Here is a 14,750-nt window from a genome sequence, read left to right on the forward strand (position 1 = left end):
TCAGAGCTCCTGGCGCTGGTTGTCGGGGTCGAAGAACGGCAGTTTCACCACACGGGCCTGCACCATCCGCCCGCCTTCCACGCGGATCGGGATCTGACCGCCGGGGCTGGCCTGGGCGGCGCTGGCGTAGGCCAGGCCGATGATCTGGCCGAGCTGGGCAGAGTATTCGCACGAGGTGACGTTGCCGCTGATGTCGGCACCTTCGAGCACCAGATGGCCCTCCAACGGCTGCTCGCTGCCGTGGGGCAGGGTGAAGCCGACCAGTTTGCGCTTGAGCGGCTGGCGCTCGAGGATTTCCACCGAGCGCTTGCCAACGAAAAACGGCTTCTTGCGGCCCAGTGCCCATTGCATGTCGATCTCGCCGGGGTGGGTCATGCCGTCGGTGTCCTGGCTGATGATCACGTGGCCCTTTTCAAGGCGCAGCAGGCGCTGGGTTTCCACACCGAAGGGGCGAATGCCGAACTCGGCGCCGGCCTCCATCAGTGCATCCCACAGGGCGCCGGCATGCCGCGCCGGCACGTGCAACTCGTAGCCCAGCTCGCCGACGAAGCCCACCCGCAACAGGCGTGCCTTGATCCCGGCCACCGTGCCCTGGCGCACGGCCAGGTACGGGAAGCCTTCGGCGCTCAGGTCAAGATCGCTGCACAGCTTGGCCAGCACCTTGCGCGCCTCGGGCCCGGCCAGGTTCACCGCTGCCAGCGCGGCGGTGACGTTGGCGATGTCCACGTCCAGGCGCCACTGCGCGTTCCACTTGAGCATCTGCTGGTAGATGCGGTCCACGCCGCTGGTGGTGGCGGTCACGTAGTAGTGGTTGTCGGCAAAGCGCGCGCACACGCCATCGTCGATCACCACGCCGTGCTCGTTGGTCATCAGCGCATAGCGCGAGCGGCCCACCGGCTGTCTGGCGAAGTTGAAGGTGTAGAGCCGCTCCAGCAGCTCGCCGGCGTCCGGGCCGCGCACATCCAGGCCGCCCAACGTCGACACGTCGATCAGCCCGACCTGCTGGCGCACGGCGCGGGCCTCGGCCTGCATGCAGGCGTCACGCTCGCCGGCGTTGCCGTAATACGCCGGCCGCTGCCAGGCGCCGGCGGGCATCATCTTCGCGCCCAGCGCCACATGGCGGTTGTGCAGGGCGGTGTGGCGGTAGGGGTCGAACGCGCGGCCGGCCACATGGGCGAGCTTTTCCGGAGAAAACGGCGGGCGTGCTGTGGTTACGCCGGTTTCGCAGACGCTGCGCTGGGTGGCCCAGGCCACCAGCCGCGCGGTGGGCAGTGCCGAATGGCGGCCTTGCGAAGGCCCCATGCCGACCGTGGAGAAACGCTTGACCAATTGCACGTCGCGGTAGCCGCTGCGGGTGGCGTTGACGATATCGCGCACTTGCAGGTCTTCATCGAAATCGACGAAATCCTTGCCCTTGGGATGCGGGAAGATCGGCCAGGGGAAGTTGCCGCTCGGCTCACTGGCAAGGTCCACCGGGGCCTGCGAGCAGGGCAGTTCCAACGCTTGCAGGGCCTGGAGGGCGGCGTTGTGGCCGTCGGCGAGCACGTTGTCGAGTTGGTGTACGCCGTTGGCGGAGCCTGCGATACGCAGGATCGGCGGCAGGCCGCTGACCGTGAAGCTGGCGCTGGCATCGTCGTAGGACAGCTTGCCGCCGGCCTGGCACAGCAATTGGTACACCGGCAGGTAGCCCGCGGACATGCACAGCAGGTCGCAATCGAGCGTTTCACCGGCTTCAGCGACCTGGCTCTGGCCTTCGATGCGGCGGATGTCCACGCCGTTTACGCGTTTGCCGCCTTTACCGTGCAGCGCTTCGTACACGGTGCTGTTGAACTTGAGGGTGATGCCGGCGCGGCTGGCTGCCTGCGCCAGTGCCGGGTCATCGGCCTGCGCGCGCATGTCCACCAGCGCGGCCACTTGCACGCCTTGCTCGTGCAGGTCGAGCGCGGCGAGGTAGCCATCGTCGTTGCCGGTGAGCACCACCGCGCGTTCGCCCGGCTTGACCGCGTACAGGCGCATCAGCCGCTGCGCGGCACTGGTGAGCATTACCCCGGGCAGGTCGTTGTTGCGGAAGATCACCGGCTGGTCGAAGGCACCGCAGGCGGCGATGCATTGCCGTGCGCGCACCTTGTACATCCGCTTGTGCTGAATCACCGGCACGTAGTTGTCGGCGAACCAGGCGTTGGCCGTGGCCTGGCTGAGCACGCGGATGTTGGCGTGGGCCTGCACCTGCGCGCTCAGTTGCTCGCGCAAGGCGCCGGCACGCTGGCCGTCGAGGCTGAAGCGGGCGTAGGTGAGCGCGCCGCCGAGCAGCGGGTTTTCATCCACCAGCAGCACCTGGGCGCCGGCGTCGGCGGCGGTGAGCGCAGCCTGCAAACCGGCGGGGCCTGCGCCGATCACCAGCAGGTCGGTGAACAGATAAGCCTTGTCGTAGTACTCGGGGGTGAACGCAAGGTCTAGCGCACCCAGCCCGGCCTTCTTGCGAATCAGCGGTTCCCAGCGCTTCCACGCGCCCTGGGGCTTGTAGAAGGCGCGGTAGTAGAAGCCCACCGGCATGAACCTGGAGAACTTGCCCAGGTAAGCGTCCTTGTCGTGCTCCAGCGTGCCGTTGCAGTTCTGCGCGCTGGCGCTCAGGCCGTCGCTCAAGGCCAGGGTGTCGGCCAGCACGTTAGGCTCGCGGGGCAGTTGCACCAGGCTGTTGGCGTCTTGCCCGGCCATCGTCAGCACCCCGCGTGGGCGGTGGTACTTGAACGAGCGCGACAGCAGTGGCTGGCCGGCGGCGTACAGCGCGCTGGCCAGGGTGTCGCCGTGCAGGCCCTGGTAGGCAACGCCTTCGAAGGTGAAACGCAGGGTTTTTTCGCGATCGATCAACACGCCCATGGGGGCAGGCAGGCGGCTCATTGGGCGGCCTCCGTGGCAGGCGCGAAGCTGACCCGCGCCTGGAACACCTCGCGTGGATCGAAGGTGCGCAGCACCTCGTCGGTGACGGTATGGCGCTCGGCCAGGAACCAGTAGCTCGACGGCGTGTGCATCCACCATTCGGTGACGATGCCGGCTTCGTTGTCGGTGTTGAACACGTAGTCGGCCCACTCGGCATCGCTGCAGGTGGCGGGGTCGGGCATGTGCCTGAACTCGCCGCCGTAGGTGAATTCACTGATGTTGCGTGGCCCGTTCAGCGGGCAGGTGAGGATCTTCATGCTGTGCTCCGCGTCAGTGGCTGGCAGCCGTGGCGCCCATCTCGTTCACCTGCACGAAGCGCGAGAAACGCTCCAGGGCGAAGGGGCGATCAGTTCGGGGGTTTTGCCGGTGGCGATCATCTCGGCCATGGTCTTGCCGACGATCGGCGTGGCCTTGAAGCCCCAGGTGCCCCAGCCGGCATCCAGGTAATAGTTCTTCACTGGCGACAGGCCCATGATCGGGCTGTAGTCGGGCGTCATGTCGGTGATCCCGGCCCACTGGCGCATCAGCTTGGCGTTGGCCAGGAACGGGAACATCTCGATGGCGTGGGCCAGCAGGCTTTCCTTCAAATCCAGCGTTGAGCGGGTGTTGTAGAGCGGGTAGGGGTCGGAGCCGCCGCCGAACACCACCTCGCCTCGGCTGGTCTGCTGCACGTAGCAGTGCAGCGCCGAAGAGCTCACCAGCGGGTCGAGGAAGGGCTTGAACGGCTGGGTGACCATCGCCTGCAACGGGTAGGTGTGGATCGGCGCGCGAATACCGGCCTTTTTCAGCAGCAGCGAGCTGGTGCCCGCCACCGCCTGCACTGCGCAGCCGCAGCGCACGGTGCCGCGGTTGGTCTTGATCGCGGTGATGGCGCCGTTTTCGATCACCAGGTCCTGCACTTCGGTGAGCGCGTGGATTTCCACCCCGCGCTTGGCCGCTTCCTTGGCATAGCCCCAGGCCACCGCGTCGTGGCGCGCGGTGCCGCCGCTCATGTGCCAGAGCCCGGCCAGCACCGGCAGGTGGCCGGGGTCAAGGTTCAGGGTGGGCACCAGTTCGCGGATCTGCTGGCGGTCGATCATCTCGGTGCGGCCGCCGAAGTGCTTGTTCACTTCGGCGCGCTGGCGGAAGGCGCGCACGGTAGCGTCGGTGTGGGCCAGGGTGAGCTGGCCGCGCTCGGAGTACATGACGTTGAAGTCGAACTCGTTGGAGAGGTTCTCGAACAGCTTCACCGACTCGATGTAGAACTTCACCCCTTCGCTGGTGAGGTAGTTGGAGCGGATCACCGCCGTGTTGCGCGCCGTGTTGCCGCCGCCGATGTAGGCCTTTTCCAGCACGGCCACGTTGGTGATGCCGTGGTACTTGGCCAGGTAATAGGCGATGCCCAGGCCGTGGCCTCCGCCGCCGATGATCACCACGTCGTAGCTGGGCTTGAGGTCCTTGGGCGGTGGCAGGTCGACCGGGCCGGGGTAGTCGCTTGCGAAGCCGTATTTCAGGAGATTGAAAGGCATGCGGCCTCCTTCGGGGCGCGGCTCTGCTGGCGCGCGGCGCGGACGGTGTTGTGCATCAGAAAGGCGATGGTCATCGGCCCGACGCCCCCAGGCACCGGGGTGATGGCGCCGGCTACAGCGCTGGCGGAGGCGAAATCCACATCGCCCACCAGCCGCGAGCGGCCGTGTTCTTCGATGCGGTTGATGCCCACGTCGACCACCACCGCGCCGGGCTTGAGCCAACTGGCGTCGACCATGCACGGGCGGCCCACGGCGGCGACCACGATGTCGGCCTGGCGGCACAGTTCGGCTGCGTCGCGGCTGCGGCTGTGCAGCACGGTCACGCTGCAATCGGCCTCGAGCAGCAGCGCCGCCATCGGCTTGCCGACGATGTTGGAGCGGCCGATCACCACCGCATGCTTGCCGCGCAGCTCGCCCAGGGCCTGGTGCAACAGGTGCAGGCAGCCAGTGGGGGTGCAGGGGGTGAGCACGTCGCGGCCTTGATGCAGGCCGCCGACGTTCTCGGCATGAAAGCCGTCTACGTCCTTGGCCGGGCTGATCGCTTGCAGCGCGCGGGTTTCCTCGATGTGCGCCGGCAGCGGCAGTTGCAGGAGGATGCCGTGCACGCCCGGGTCGCGGTTGAGGCTGTGGATCAGCCCGAGCAGTTCGGCTTCGCCAGTGCTGGCGGGCAACCGGTGCTCAAGGGAGCGGATGCCGCACTCACCAGCACGCAGCACCTTGTTGCGTACGTACACCTCGCTGGCCGGGTCCTGGCCAACCAGAATCACCGCCAGCGCCGGCTGCACGCCCGCCTGGTTCAACTGCGCCACCTCAGCGCTCACCTGCTCCAGCACCTGGGCGGCAGCGGCTTTGCCGTCTATGACCATGGCGCTCATTTGAACACCACCGTGCGGTCGTGGTTGAGGAACACCCGGTGCTGCAAGTGGAACTTCACCGCCCGCGACAGGGCGATGGTCTCGGTGTCGCGGCCGATGGCGACCAGCTCATCGGGCTGGGAGCTGTGGTCTACCCGCTGCACTTCCTGCTCGATGATCGGGCCTTCGTCGAGGTCTGAGGTGACGTAGTGCGCCGTGGCACCGATCAGCTTCACGCCGCGCTCCCAGGCCTGGTGGTACGGCTTGGCGCCCTTGAACCCCGGCAGGAACGAGTGGTGGATGTTGATCGCGCGGCCGGCCAACTGGCGGCACAGGTCATCGGAGAGGATCTGCATGTAGCGCGCCAGCACCACCAGCTCGGTGCCGGTTTCTTCCACCAACTGCATCAGTGCCGCTTCCTGGGCAGGCTTGTTGTCCTTGTTCACCGGCAGGTAAACGAAGCGGATGCCCTCGCGCTCGGCCATCGGCCGCAGGTCCAGGTGATTGGACACGATCGCGGTGATGACCATCGCCATCTCGCCCTTGCCATGCCGGTACAGCAAATCGCGCAGGCAGTGGTCGAACTTGCTCACCATCAGCATTACCCGCAGCGGCTGGCCGGAGTCGAACAGCTCCCAGCTCATGCCGAAACGCACCGCCACGTCGGTGAAGCCTGCCTTGAGCACGCCAAGGTCGCCGTGTGTGCCGCTGTTGAAGCGAAACACGGCGCGCATGAAGAAAGTGCCGTGGGCTTCGTCGTCGAACTGGGCCATTTCGCCGATGTAGCAGCCGGCCTCGGCGAGATGAAGAGGTGACGGCGGCGACGATGCCGGAGGTGGCGGGGCAACTGATCCTGAGAATGTACTCGGAGTGCGGGTGCGGCATGGGGGCTCCTCGGTCGGCGACGGGCAGGTCATCACCGGGGCGGCGTTGGGGGTAAAGAAAACGGGGCTTAGATCCCTTTGGGAATAATTTATTCCTGTGGGTGCTTTTATAGGGGAATGGCTGAAGGCTGTCCACGCCTTTTGAAATAAAATTTCCTGAGAGGAAAACATGCTGGCGCATGCCTGCCGTCGGGGGTGAACGTACAAGGGAGGGGGATCGAGCAAGGAAGGTGCCGGGGCCAGCAGCCCCGGCGGCGGAGCGGGTCAGAAGTTTTCGCAGCCCCACGGCTGCCGGGGTAGTCCAACTGCTGGCTGATGCGGTCTTTGACCAGCAAGCGTTTTTCCTTGAGCTTGCGCACCACGTCATCGGCGGCTGCCTGCTCTTCGGCCTCCACCACCTGGCCGTCGATGTCCTGGTAGTCGCTCAGCAGCCTGGCCAGCACCGGGTCATCGCCGCTGCGCTGCACCACGCTTTCCTTGCTCACTCCCAGGTCCTCGAACAGATCGTGCTTGACGGGCATGTCGTCACCTCTTTGGCTCATGGAAAATCTCAGGATAGCCCTGATTCCTGCCTTCGACCCCGCGGCGGGGCGGGTTCGTTCCCCTGCGATTGTGTATGCTTGACCGCCGGTAGCCCTGGAGCTACTTCCCCCCGCCGTGCCAAGGAGCCCCGCATGCCGCACTTGCATCTGGAATACACCGCGAACCTGCCCGACATCGCCCCGGACAAGCTGCTGCTGCGCCTGAACCATGCGCTGATGGCCAGCGGGGAGTTCGCTCACGAAGTGGACATCAAGGCCCGCGCCACGCGCCTGGAAACCTTCAGGGTAGGCACCTCGCCGGCCGAGCGCGGCTTTGTGTTCATCCGCCTGGCGATCCTCGCCGGGCGTTCGGCCGAGACCAAGAAGCGCCTGTCGGCCAGCCTGATGGAAGTGCTGGGCGAGGCCGGGCCGTGGCCGGCGGGGCTGGACGTGCAACTGGGCGTCGAGATCGCCGACATGGACCGGGACAGCTACGGCAAAGTCCGGCTAGCAGGCTGAGGGGCGCACGATGCAACGGATGTTTCTCGGGCTTGCCGGCCTGCTGCTGAGCAGCGCCGCACTGGCCTTCACCCCCGCGCCCTGACGCCCTGGCAGGCGCAGCGCGTCGACGGCATGGACGCGCTCGACCCTTCCCAGCCCTACAGCAACGATGACCTGGGCTTCACCCTGGCCAACCTGCCGGGGCCGGTCTACCAGGGCAACGGCACCGACGATGGTGTGCTGGTGCTGTTGGGCGACAACCGCACCTTGACCTTCACCGCAGCGTACGCGGTCGATGACACCTCGACCGACGAGGCGATGACCACCGAGCTCGACTACGGCACCCACAGCAAGGACGCCAGGCGCGAACCAGCTACTTTGGGCGGCGAGAAGGCCGAGCAAGCGCAATGGCGCGACGGCGACGACCTGGTGTTGCTGCTGGTGCGCTACCGCCCGGACGGCCAGGACGATGGCGTGATCTACAGCGCGATGCTGCACACCACACCGGCGCATCAGCAGGAGGATGTTCAGGCGTTCCAGGCGCTGCTCAAGGGGTTTCGACACGGTCGAGTTGCCGCACAACGGCTGATCAGGCCGAGGCTTCGCGCAGCAGGTGTCCATGATCCAGCCGTGCCGCCCACGCAGGCGCGGCGGGTGGCGGCGATGCGTGGCCCCACCTCGGCCAGCGGGCCGGCGATCAGGGCCTGCTGCGGCAAGCCCAGGTACGCCCCCAGTAAATGTGAAGCTTGGCGCGTTCAAACCCAGGAAGCTGTCCTGGGCGTCGAGCATCACCACGACGCTTTCAGCGTCTGCCGGCAGGCCCAGCGCCAGGCGGCGGCCAGTGGTCAGCAGCACGCTGCCGGCGATCTCGTTCAGGGCGACCCGGTGCGCGGCGCACAGCGCCTGCACGCTGCTGATGCCAGGTATCACTTCGTAAACCAGCGCGATGCGCCCAGCCCGGGCGATGGCCTGGGCGATGCGCAGGCTGCTGCTCCGCAGGGCCGGGTCGCCCGGACACCAGCAGCGCAGCGGTTTCGCCATCGTTCACCTGTTCGCTCAGCAACTGTTCCAGCAGGGCCTGTTCGCCGGCATCCAACTCATCGACCGAACGCCCGATAGTCCGCCTTCACCTCACGCTGAGGATGCTGCGCCTCGGCCAGCCGGTAAGTGCCTTCCGGCACATGCGCCGCCAGCAGCACCTGGCGGCTGGCGAGCAACTGCGCCTTGGCCGGGCCTTTGTCCAGCAGCAGAAACACATCGGTGCGCCGCAACGCCGCCACGGCCTGGAGTGTGAGGTGCTCAGGCGCGCCGGCACCGATGCCGATGAGCAGGAGGGTCTTCATGAGGTGGGGTGCCGTTTCGGAGTGGGCAGGTGCGAAGCTTACGCCTTGCACGCCGCCCATTGCACGGCGCCCGTTGCACGGCGCGCGGCAAGCCGCCCTCCCACTTTTGAAATGCTCAGGTGAGTGATCAATGAAGTGGAGGGCGCCGCCCTCCGACCCGGGTGCTTGGCGCAGATCACTCAGTGGGAGGGCGGCTTGCCGCGCGACGCGTTGATCGCTAGGTCGGCGAATTTAGCCAGGTTGATGAACCGTCCAATCGACCACGCGTAAACCAGGTACGCGCTTGAATTTACGAACGTTGTTAGTCACGACCGTCAAGCCCAAAGATCTGGCATGACCAGCAATCATGTTGTCGAACGGGCCTATGGGTGTGCCAGCTTTCGCTAACTCTGCACGAAGCTGGCCGCTATGGCTGGCTGCGTGTCATCAAAGCTCAAGACCTCGAGCCGCGCTGCAAGGCCTTCGACAACCGCGAGGTTGCGCACAGGCAACTGAGACTTTTCGGCGCCGTAGAACAACTCCATCAGGGTGACGCTGCTGATGCACAGCTGCCCATGATGCTGATTGAAAAGCGCCCTCACGTGTTCCGGTTTGTTTTTGATGGTGAAAATGCAGATGTTGGTATCGAGCATGAACTTAAGCATCAGAATGCTTCACGCTCTTGCATGGCAGGCTGCTCACGGCTTTCCATGAAATCAAGACTTACAACGGGCTCCTGAACCACAGGTCCCAGCTTTCACCGGCAGGAGTCAAGATCCTCGTACGCCCGATTGCAACGATGTCTACGCGCTTGACGTCTTCTGGCAATGCCGCTGCCTTGGGCAGGCGAACGGCTTGGCTTCTATTACTGATGAATACGGCGCCTTGTTCCATTGTGCATTCCCTCGAACCTATTTATAGCCACAATGATCGAAGGCGTTGGTGGATATGTCAATGCCATATCCACTGCTTTGCCAATCAATACCTCGGCTTCACCTGCACCCAATCCGGCTTGTACTTGCGCATCTGCCGCACATCATCACGCGAGGTGATGCCGCAGCGCAGGTACTGCTCATGCAGCTTGGCCAGTTGCTCATGGTCCAGCTCCAGCCCAAGCCCCGGGGTGCTGCTGATCTTCACCGCGCCGCCGACGATCGGCAGCTTGCCGCCCTTGATCACTTCCTCGTCCGGCTCCTGCCAGGGGTAGTGGGTGTCGCAGGCGTAGTCCAGGTTCGGTGAAGCGGCTGCCACGTGGGCCATGGCCATCAGGCTGATGCCCAGGTGCGAGTTCGAATGCATGGATACGCCCAGCCCCCAGGTATGGCACATGTGCGCCAGCACCTGTGTGGCGCGCAGGCCACCCCAGTAGTGGTGGTCGGCGAGCACGATCTGCACGCTGTTGAGCTCGACGCTGCGGCGGAACTCGTCGAAGTCGGTCACCACCATATTGGTCGCCAGCGGCAGGCCTGTACGCTTGTGCAGCTCGGCCATGCCATCCAGCCCCGGGCAGGGATCTTCGTAATACTGCAACGCATCACCGAGCACCTCGGCCATGCGCACCGAAGTCTCCAGCGACCAGTTGCCGTTGGGGTCGATGCGCAGCGGGGTCTCGGGGAAGGCCTTGTGCAGCGCCTTGATGCAGTTCACCTCATGTTCGGGGTCAAGCGCGCCGGCCTTGAGCTTGATGCTCTTGAAGCCGTACTGGTCGATCATGCGCCGGGCCTGTTCGACGATCTGCTGCTCATTGAGCGCCTCGCCCCAGCGGTCGGCCGGGTAGGGCGCAGCCGATGTGCTCGGCGACTCGAAAAACAGGTACGCCGAGGACGGCACCTCGTCGCGGGCCTTGCCGCCGAGCAGGTCCACCAGCGGCACGTTCAGCGCATGGGCCTGCAGGTCGAGAAAGGCCACCTCGAAAGCTGCGTAGGCATTGCTCACCGCCTTGCTCGCGTGCGAGCCGGGGGCCAGTTCGGCACCGGCCACGCTCTGCGGTTTGTGCTGAGCGACTGCGGCCTGCACCACGGTGCGCAGCTGGTTGAGATTGAACGGGTCCAGCCCGATCAACTGATCCTTCACCGCGTTCTGAATCGCCAAAGCCGGCGCATCACCGTAGCTTTCGCCCAGGCCGATGTAGCCGTTGTCGCTCTCGATCTCGATGATCGAGCGCAGCGCGTAGGGCTCATGGATGCCACTGGCGTTGAGCAGCGGGGCATCGCGGAAGGCAATAGGGGTGACGGTAACGCGGGTGATTTTCATCGAAGGCTCCGGCAATTGTTGTTCTATGCCGGCGAGCATGGACGCCTGGATTGATCGCGTCTATTTCAGTTAGGCATGCAATTGATACCTGGATTGAATCAGTGTTCGAGCTCTCCCAACTGCGTTGTTTCACCACCGTCGCCACAGAACTCAACTTCCGCCGCGCAGCCGAGCGGCTGAACATGACTCAGCCACCGCTCACCCGGCAGATCCAGTTGCTCGAACACCAGATCGGCGCAGCGCTGTTCACCCGCAACACCCGCAGCGTGCGCCTGACCGCCGCCGGCCGGGCGTTCTTCCTGGAAGCGCGAGAGCCTGCTGGCCCAGGCCGAGATGGCCGCGCAGTCGGCGCGGCGTTTCGCCCAGGGCGACATCGGCTCGGTGGCCATCAGCTTCGTCGGCAGCGCCCGTGTACGTAGTTTTTGCCCAAGGTGGTGGCGCACGCTCGTGAGCGCCAACCCAACGTGCACATCGCGCTGCTGGAAATGAACACCGCCCAGCAGCACGAAGCGCTGCGTGCCGGCCGCATCGACCTGGGCATCGTGCGCTCGCCCTTGCAAGAGCCGGGCGTGTGCGGCGAGCGCCTGGTGCGCGAGCCCTTCGTGCTGGCGTTACCACGCGTGCACCCCGGCCGATGCCGATGAAATCGGCGTGCAGGCGCTGGAGGCGCAACCCCTTCCGATGTACTCGCACGACGCCTACGCGCCGTTCAACGAGCTGCTCACCGGCATGTTCCGCTCCGCCGGCGTGGCGCCTGCCTACGTACAGTGGCTGGGCTCTTCGCTGACGATGCTGGCGCTGGCGAACGCGGGCCTGGGCCTGGCCCTGGTGCCGCGCTGTGCGACCAACGTGGCGTTCCGCGAAGTGGTGTTTCGCGACATCATGCTGGAGGCAGGGTGTGCAGCGAGCTGCACCTGATCTGGCGCGACGACAACGACAACCCGGCCATGCGGCTCGCCGTCGGAGGCGATTCGAGACAGTTTCCAGCCAGGCGGTGAGCGTTAAAAGTGCAGCGCTCAGCTAAAATGCCCCTTTTGCCGGCTAGCCGGCATTTTTCGAAGGCCTTTTTTGCAAGGAAGCTCTGACCATGCGTACCAACCTGCCCGTCACCGATCAGGAGCGTACCTTCCACGCCGTACAGCGGTCGATCTCCACCACTGAGCCCCGACAGCCGCATCACCTTCTGCAACGACGCCTTCGTGACCCTGAGCGGCTTCACCTACGAAGAGCTGCTCGGCCAGCCGCACAACATCGTGCGCCACCCCGACATGCCCGCTTCGGTCTTCGAGCACATGTGGAGCACCCTCAAAGAAGGCAAACCGTGGATGGGCGTGGTGAAGAACCGCGCCAAGAACGGCGATTACTACTGGGTCAACGCCTACGTCACCGCTATCTACGAGCACGGCCGCATCGCCGGGTTCGAGTCGGTGCGCACCCTGCCCAGCCGCGACCAGGTGCGCCGCGCCACGGCACTTTGCGCTCGGCTGCGCGCCGGCAAAGGCGCAGCGGCAGCCCCGGCGCGCCTGGGCCACGGCCTTGCCGCCAGCGCCCCGTACCTGGCCACCGCTGCCGGCAGCCCTGGCCCGGTTGCGCCTGGCTGCCGCCGGCGGCGACACTCGGGCTCACCTTGCTGGGCGTGGCCGGTTGCGCCCGCGCTGCGCTGTTCCTCCCAGGGCCGCGCCGCGCGCGCCGCAGCCTGGCCGACCACCCCAAGGCGTTCACCAGCCCGCTGGTGGCGTTGACCTACAGCGACCAGCCCGGCGCCCAGGCGCAGCTGGACCTCGCCCTGTTCAGCGAAGAGGCCGGCTTGCAAACCGCGCTCACGCGCCTGGTGGACGCCGGCGAGAACGTGCGCCAGCGCGCCGCCGAGTCGTCGAAGCTCTTCCGGCAGCCAGGCCCCAGGCGCTGGAGCGCCAGCGCGGCGAAACCGATCAGTCACCGCCACCGCCGTCGCCGAAATGGCCGCCACCATTCAGGAAGTCGCACAGAACGTGCAGGCCACCGCCTCCGCCGCCACCGACGCCGACCGCCTGGCCCGCGCAACGGCAGTGGCCTTGCCAGCGAAAGCCTCGGCGCGATGCAGCAGATGGCCGAATCGGTGAGTGACATCGGCCAGGCGGTCGACGCCCTGGCCGAGCAGACGCCAGAGCGTCGGCAGCGTGGCCGACGTGATCACCGGCATGGCTGAGCAAACCAACCTGCTGGCCCTCAACGCCGCTATCGAAGCCGCGCGGGCCGGCGAGCAGGGCAGGGGCTTTGCAGTGGCGGCCGACGAGGTGCGCCAGCTGGCCTTGCGCACGCGCAGCTCGACCGAGCAGATCCACCAGATCATCACCAGCCTTCAGGAAGGCGCCGACCGCGCGGTGGCCGCTGCCGGGCGCGGTGAGCAGATCTCCAGCCAGAGCATGCGCAGCGTCGAAGCGGTCGAGCGTGCGCTGGACGGCATCACCGAGGCCCGCTGGCCCGCATGGCCGCCATGAGCGGGCAGATGGCCACCAGCCTGCGAACAGCAAAGCCACGTGGCCGAAGACATCAACCAGCAGATCGCCCGCATCGCCCAGCTGTGCGACGACAGCGCCAACCAGGCGCGCGGCAACGGCGCGCGCATCAGTGAGGAGCTGGAGCGCGGTCTATGGCCGGTTACCTGCACAGGCCTGGCCGAGCGCTTCAGCCGTTGAAGCCTTGGCCTGATCACGGGAGGGATAATGGCGCGGGTGTGCTGTGAACGCTGCGGGCGGCCCGAGGGGCACTGCCTGTGCGGGTTGATCCCGCATCTTCAAAGCCGCACGCGGGTGCTGGTGTTGCAGCACCCAAGCGAAGCGGGTCACGCGCTCAACACGGCGCGCCTGGCGGTGCTGGGTTGGCCAATGCCGAGCTTGTGGTAGGCGAGCGTTTCGAGCCTTCACTGTGGCAGCGGCCGGGTTACCGGGCGTGCCTGTTGTTCCTGGCGAGCCAGAGCCTTGCACCGAAGCCGATGAACGCCCTCGGCTGCTGATCGTGCCCGACGGCACCTGGCGCAAGGCGCGCTCGCCGCTGCACCTGAACCCCGAGCTGGCAGCGCTGCCGCGGGTCAGCCTCAGCGCTGGCGGCCCGTCCAGACTACCGTTCGCGCAAGGCGCCGGGGCCGGCGCGCTGGCCACCGTCGAGGCCATCGTGCAAGCCCTGGAGCAACTGGAGGCACCGGCACAGTTCAGCGACCTGCTCAAGCCTTTCGATGCGCTGATCGAAGGGCAGATTCGCGCGATGGGTGCCGAGACCTACGCGCGTAACCATCAGCGCCAGTGATGAATGGGCCAGCCGGCCTGTTCAGCGTGGGCGCGCAACACCGGATCAGGGTTTACCGCCTGCGGGTGGGCGACGGTTTGCAGCAGCGGCAGGTCGTTGCGTGAGTCCGAGAAAAACTGGCGCCTTCCAGGCTTTCGCCCTGTTCGGCCAGCCACTGCTCCAGGCGCGCCACCTTGCCTTCGCGGTAAGTGAGGATGCCTTCGGTGCGGCCGCTGTACACGCCATGGGCGATTTCGCAGTCGATCGCCAGCACATCGTCGATGCCGATCCGCGCGGCGATCGGCGCCACCAGAAACCGCGCCGTGGCCGAAATCACCAGAATGCGGTTGCCCAGGCTGCGGTGGTGGGCGATCACGCGGGTGGCGTCGCTATGAATCAGCGGCTCTATCACCTCCTCGACCCATGGCTCCACCAAGTGCTCCAGCTCCTCTTCGGTGCGGCCGATCATCGGCTCCAGGGCAAAGGCCATGAACTGCTCCATGGACAGCGAGCCTTCGTGGTAGGCGCGCATCAAGGCTTCGCTTCGCTCGACGAACGCGGCCGGGTCTACCCAGCCCAGCCGCGCCATCTGTTCGTTCCACAGCGCCGAGCTGTCGCCGTCGATCAGGGTGTCGTCCAGGTCGAAAATCGCCAAAGGCATAGAATCAAAGCTCCTTCCACGCCAGCGCGACGTTTCGCAAATACG

Annotated in this window: 7 protein-coding genes and 10 pseudogenes; 6 read left to right on the forward strand and 11 right to left on the reverse strand. The window is 66.0% G+C overall.

What is annotated here, in order from left to right; genetic code table 11:
* From LN139_RS03910 to LN139_RS25085, 6 genes and pseudogenes are all read right to left on the reverse strand, one after another.
* Nucleotides 1-2,898 (reverse strand): 2Fe-2S iron-sulfur cluster-binding protein, encoded by a 2,898-nt coding sequence (locus LN139_RS03910; protein WP_236358844.1) that lies wholly within the window; start codon nucleotides 2,896-2,898, stop codon nucleotides 1-3.
* A complete protein-coding gene (locus LN139_RS03915) occupies nucleotides 2,895-3,194 on the reverse strand; it encodes a sarcosine oxidase subunit delta (RefSeq protein ID WP_236358845.1) in 300 nt (99 codons plus the stop codon). Before LN139_RS03915 ends, LN139_RS03910 begins: the two co-directional genes overlap by 4 nt.
* A gap of 13 nt (nucleotides 3,195-3,207) precedes the next feature.
* Nucleotides 3,208-4,445 (reverse strand): annotated as a pseudogene (locus LN139_RS03920) (FAD-dependent oxidoreductase).
* Nucleotides 4,427-5,320 (reverse strand): bifunctional methylenetetrahydrofolate dehydrogenase/methenyltetrahydrofolate cyclohydrolase FolD, encoded by an 894-nt coding sequence (folD, locus tag LN139_RS03925; protein ID WP_236358847.1) that lies wholly within the window; start codon nucleotides 5,318-5,320, stop codon nucleotides 4,427-4,429. Before folD ends, LN139_RS03920 begins: the two are co-directional and overlap by 19 nt.
* Nucleotides 5,317-6,184: pseudogene (purU, locus tag LN139_RS03930) on the reverse strand (formyltetrahydrofolate deformylase). The gene folD and the pseudogene purU overlap by 4 nt, the downstream one beginning before the upstream one ends.
* 106 nt (nucleotides 6,185-6,290) lie before the next feature.
* The gene (locus LN139_RS25085) at nucleotides 6,291-6,704 is read right to left on the reverse strand and encodes a DUF465 domain-containing protein (RefSeq protein WP_329611006.1); all 414 of its coding nucleotides are present in this window, start codon (nucleotides 6,702-6,704) and stop codon (nucleotides 6,291-6,293) included.
* Between the two features lie 153 nt (nucleotides 6,705-6,857).
* On the opposite strand from LN139_RS25085, the gene LN139_RS03940 reads away from it, so the two are divergent.
* Entirely contained in the window at nucleotides 6,858-7,223 is a 366-nt protein-coding gene (locus LN139_RS03940) for a 5-carboxymethyl-2-hydroxymuconate Delta-isomerase (RefSeq protein ID WP_236358849.1), read from the forward strand.
* Nucleotides 7,224-7,817: 594 nt separating this feature from the next.
* Here the strand turns inward: LN139_RS03940 and cobF are convergent.
* The 4 genes and pseudogenes from cobF to LN139_RS03960 all read right to left on the reverse strand — a co-directional run.
* Nucleotides 7,818-8,548: pseudogene (gene cobF / locus LN139_RS25385) on the reverse strand (precorrin-6A synthase (deacetylating)); the annotation flags it as partial.
* Nucleotides 8,549-8,779: 231 nt separating this feature from the next.
* A pseudogene (gene vapC, locus LN139_RS03950) lies at nucleotides 8,780-9,192 on the reverse strand (type II toxin-antitoxin system tRNA(fMet)-specific endonuclease VapC).
* Nucleotides 9,192-9,421, reverse strand: a pseudogene (vapB, locus tag LN139_RS03955) (type II toxin-antitoxin system VapB family antitoxin). The pseudogenes vapC and vapB overlap by 1 nt, the downstream one beginning before the upstream one ends.
* Nucleotides 9,422-9,505: 84 nt before the next feature.
* Nucleotides 9,506-10,780, reverse strand: coding sequence for a glucarate dehydratase family protein (locus tag LN139_RS03960; protein WP_236358851.1), 1,275 nt, complete (start codon nucleotides 10,778-10,780; stop codon nucleotides 9,506-9,508).
* A 101-nt stretch (nucleotides 10,781-10,881) separates the two neighbouring features.
* On the opposite strand from LN139_RS03960, the pseudogene LN139_RS24690 reads away from it, so the two are divergent.
* The 5 genes and pseudogenes from LN139_RS24690 (at nucleotide 10,882) to LN139_RS03980 (ending at nucleotide 14,065) form a co-directional block, all read left to right on the forward strand.
* Nucleotides 10,882-11,778: pseudogene (locus tag LN139_RS24690) on the forward strand (LysR substrate-binding domain-containing protein).
* Between the two features lie 89 nt (nucleotides 11,779-11,867).
* Nucleotides 11,868-12,289: pseudogene (locus tag LN139_RS25390) on the forward strand (PAS domain-containing protein); the annotation flags it as partial.
* Between the two features lie 118 nt (nucleotides 12,290-12,407).
* On the forward strand, nucleotides 12,408-12,968 hold the full coding sequence (locus LN139_RS25395) for a hypothetical protein (RefSeq protein ID WP_442964462.1): 561 nt from the start codon (nucleotides 12,408-12,410) through the stop codon (nucleotides 12,966-12,968).
* Nucleotides 12,958-13,458 (forward strand): annotated as a pseudogene (locus tag LN139_RS25400) (methyl-accepting chemotaxis protein); the annotation flags it as partial. The gene LN139_RS25395 and the pseudogene LN139_RS25400, both read left to right, overlap by 11 nt.
* Before the next feature lie 27 nt (nucleotides 13,459-13,485).
* Nucleotides 13,486-14,065, forward strand: a pseudogene (locus LN139_RS03980) (tRNA-uridine aminocarboxypropyltransferase).
* On the opposite strand, the pseudogene LN139_RS03985 reads toward LN139_RS03980, so the two are convergent.
* Nucleotides 14,053-14,705: pseudogene (locus LN139_RS03985) on the reverse strand (HAD family hydrolase). The pseudogenes LN139_RS03980 and LN139_RS03985 overlap by 13 nt on opposite strands.
* Between the last annotated feature and the right edge of the window lie 45 nt (nucleotides 14,706-14,750).

This window comes from Pseudomonas sp. KNUC1026, from assembly GCF_021650705.1.
GTDB lineage: Bacteria > Pseudomonadota > Gammaproteobacteria > Pseudomonadales > Pseudomonadaceae > Aquipseudomonas.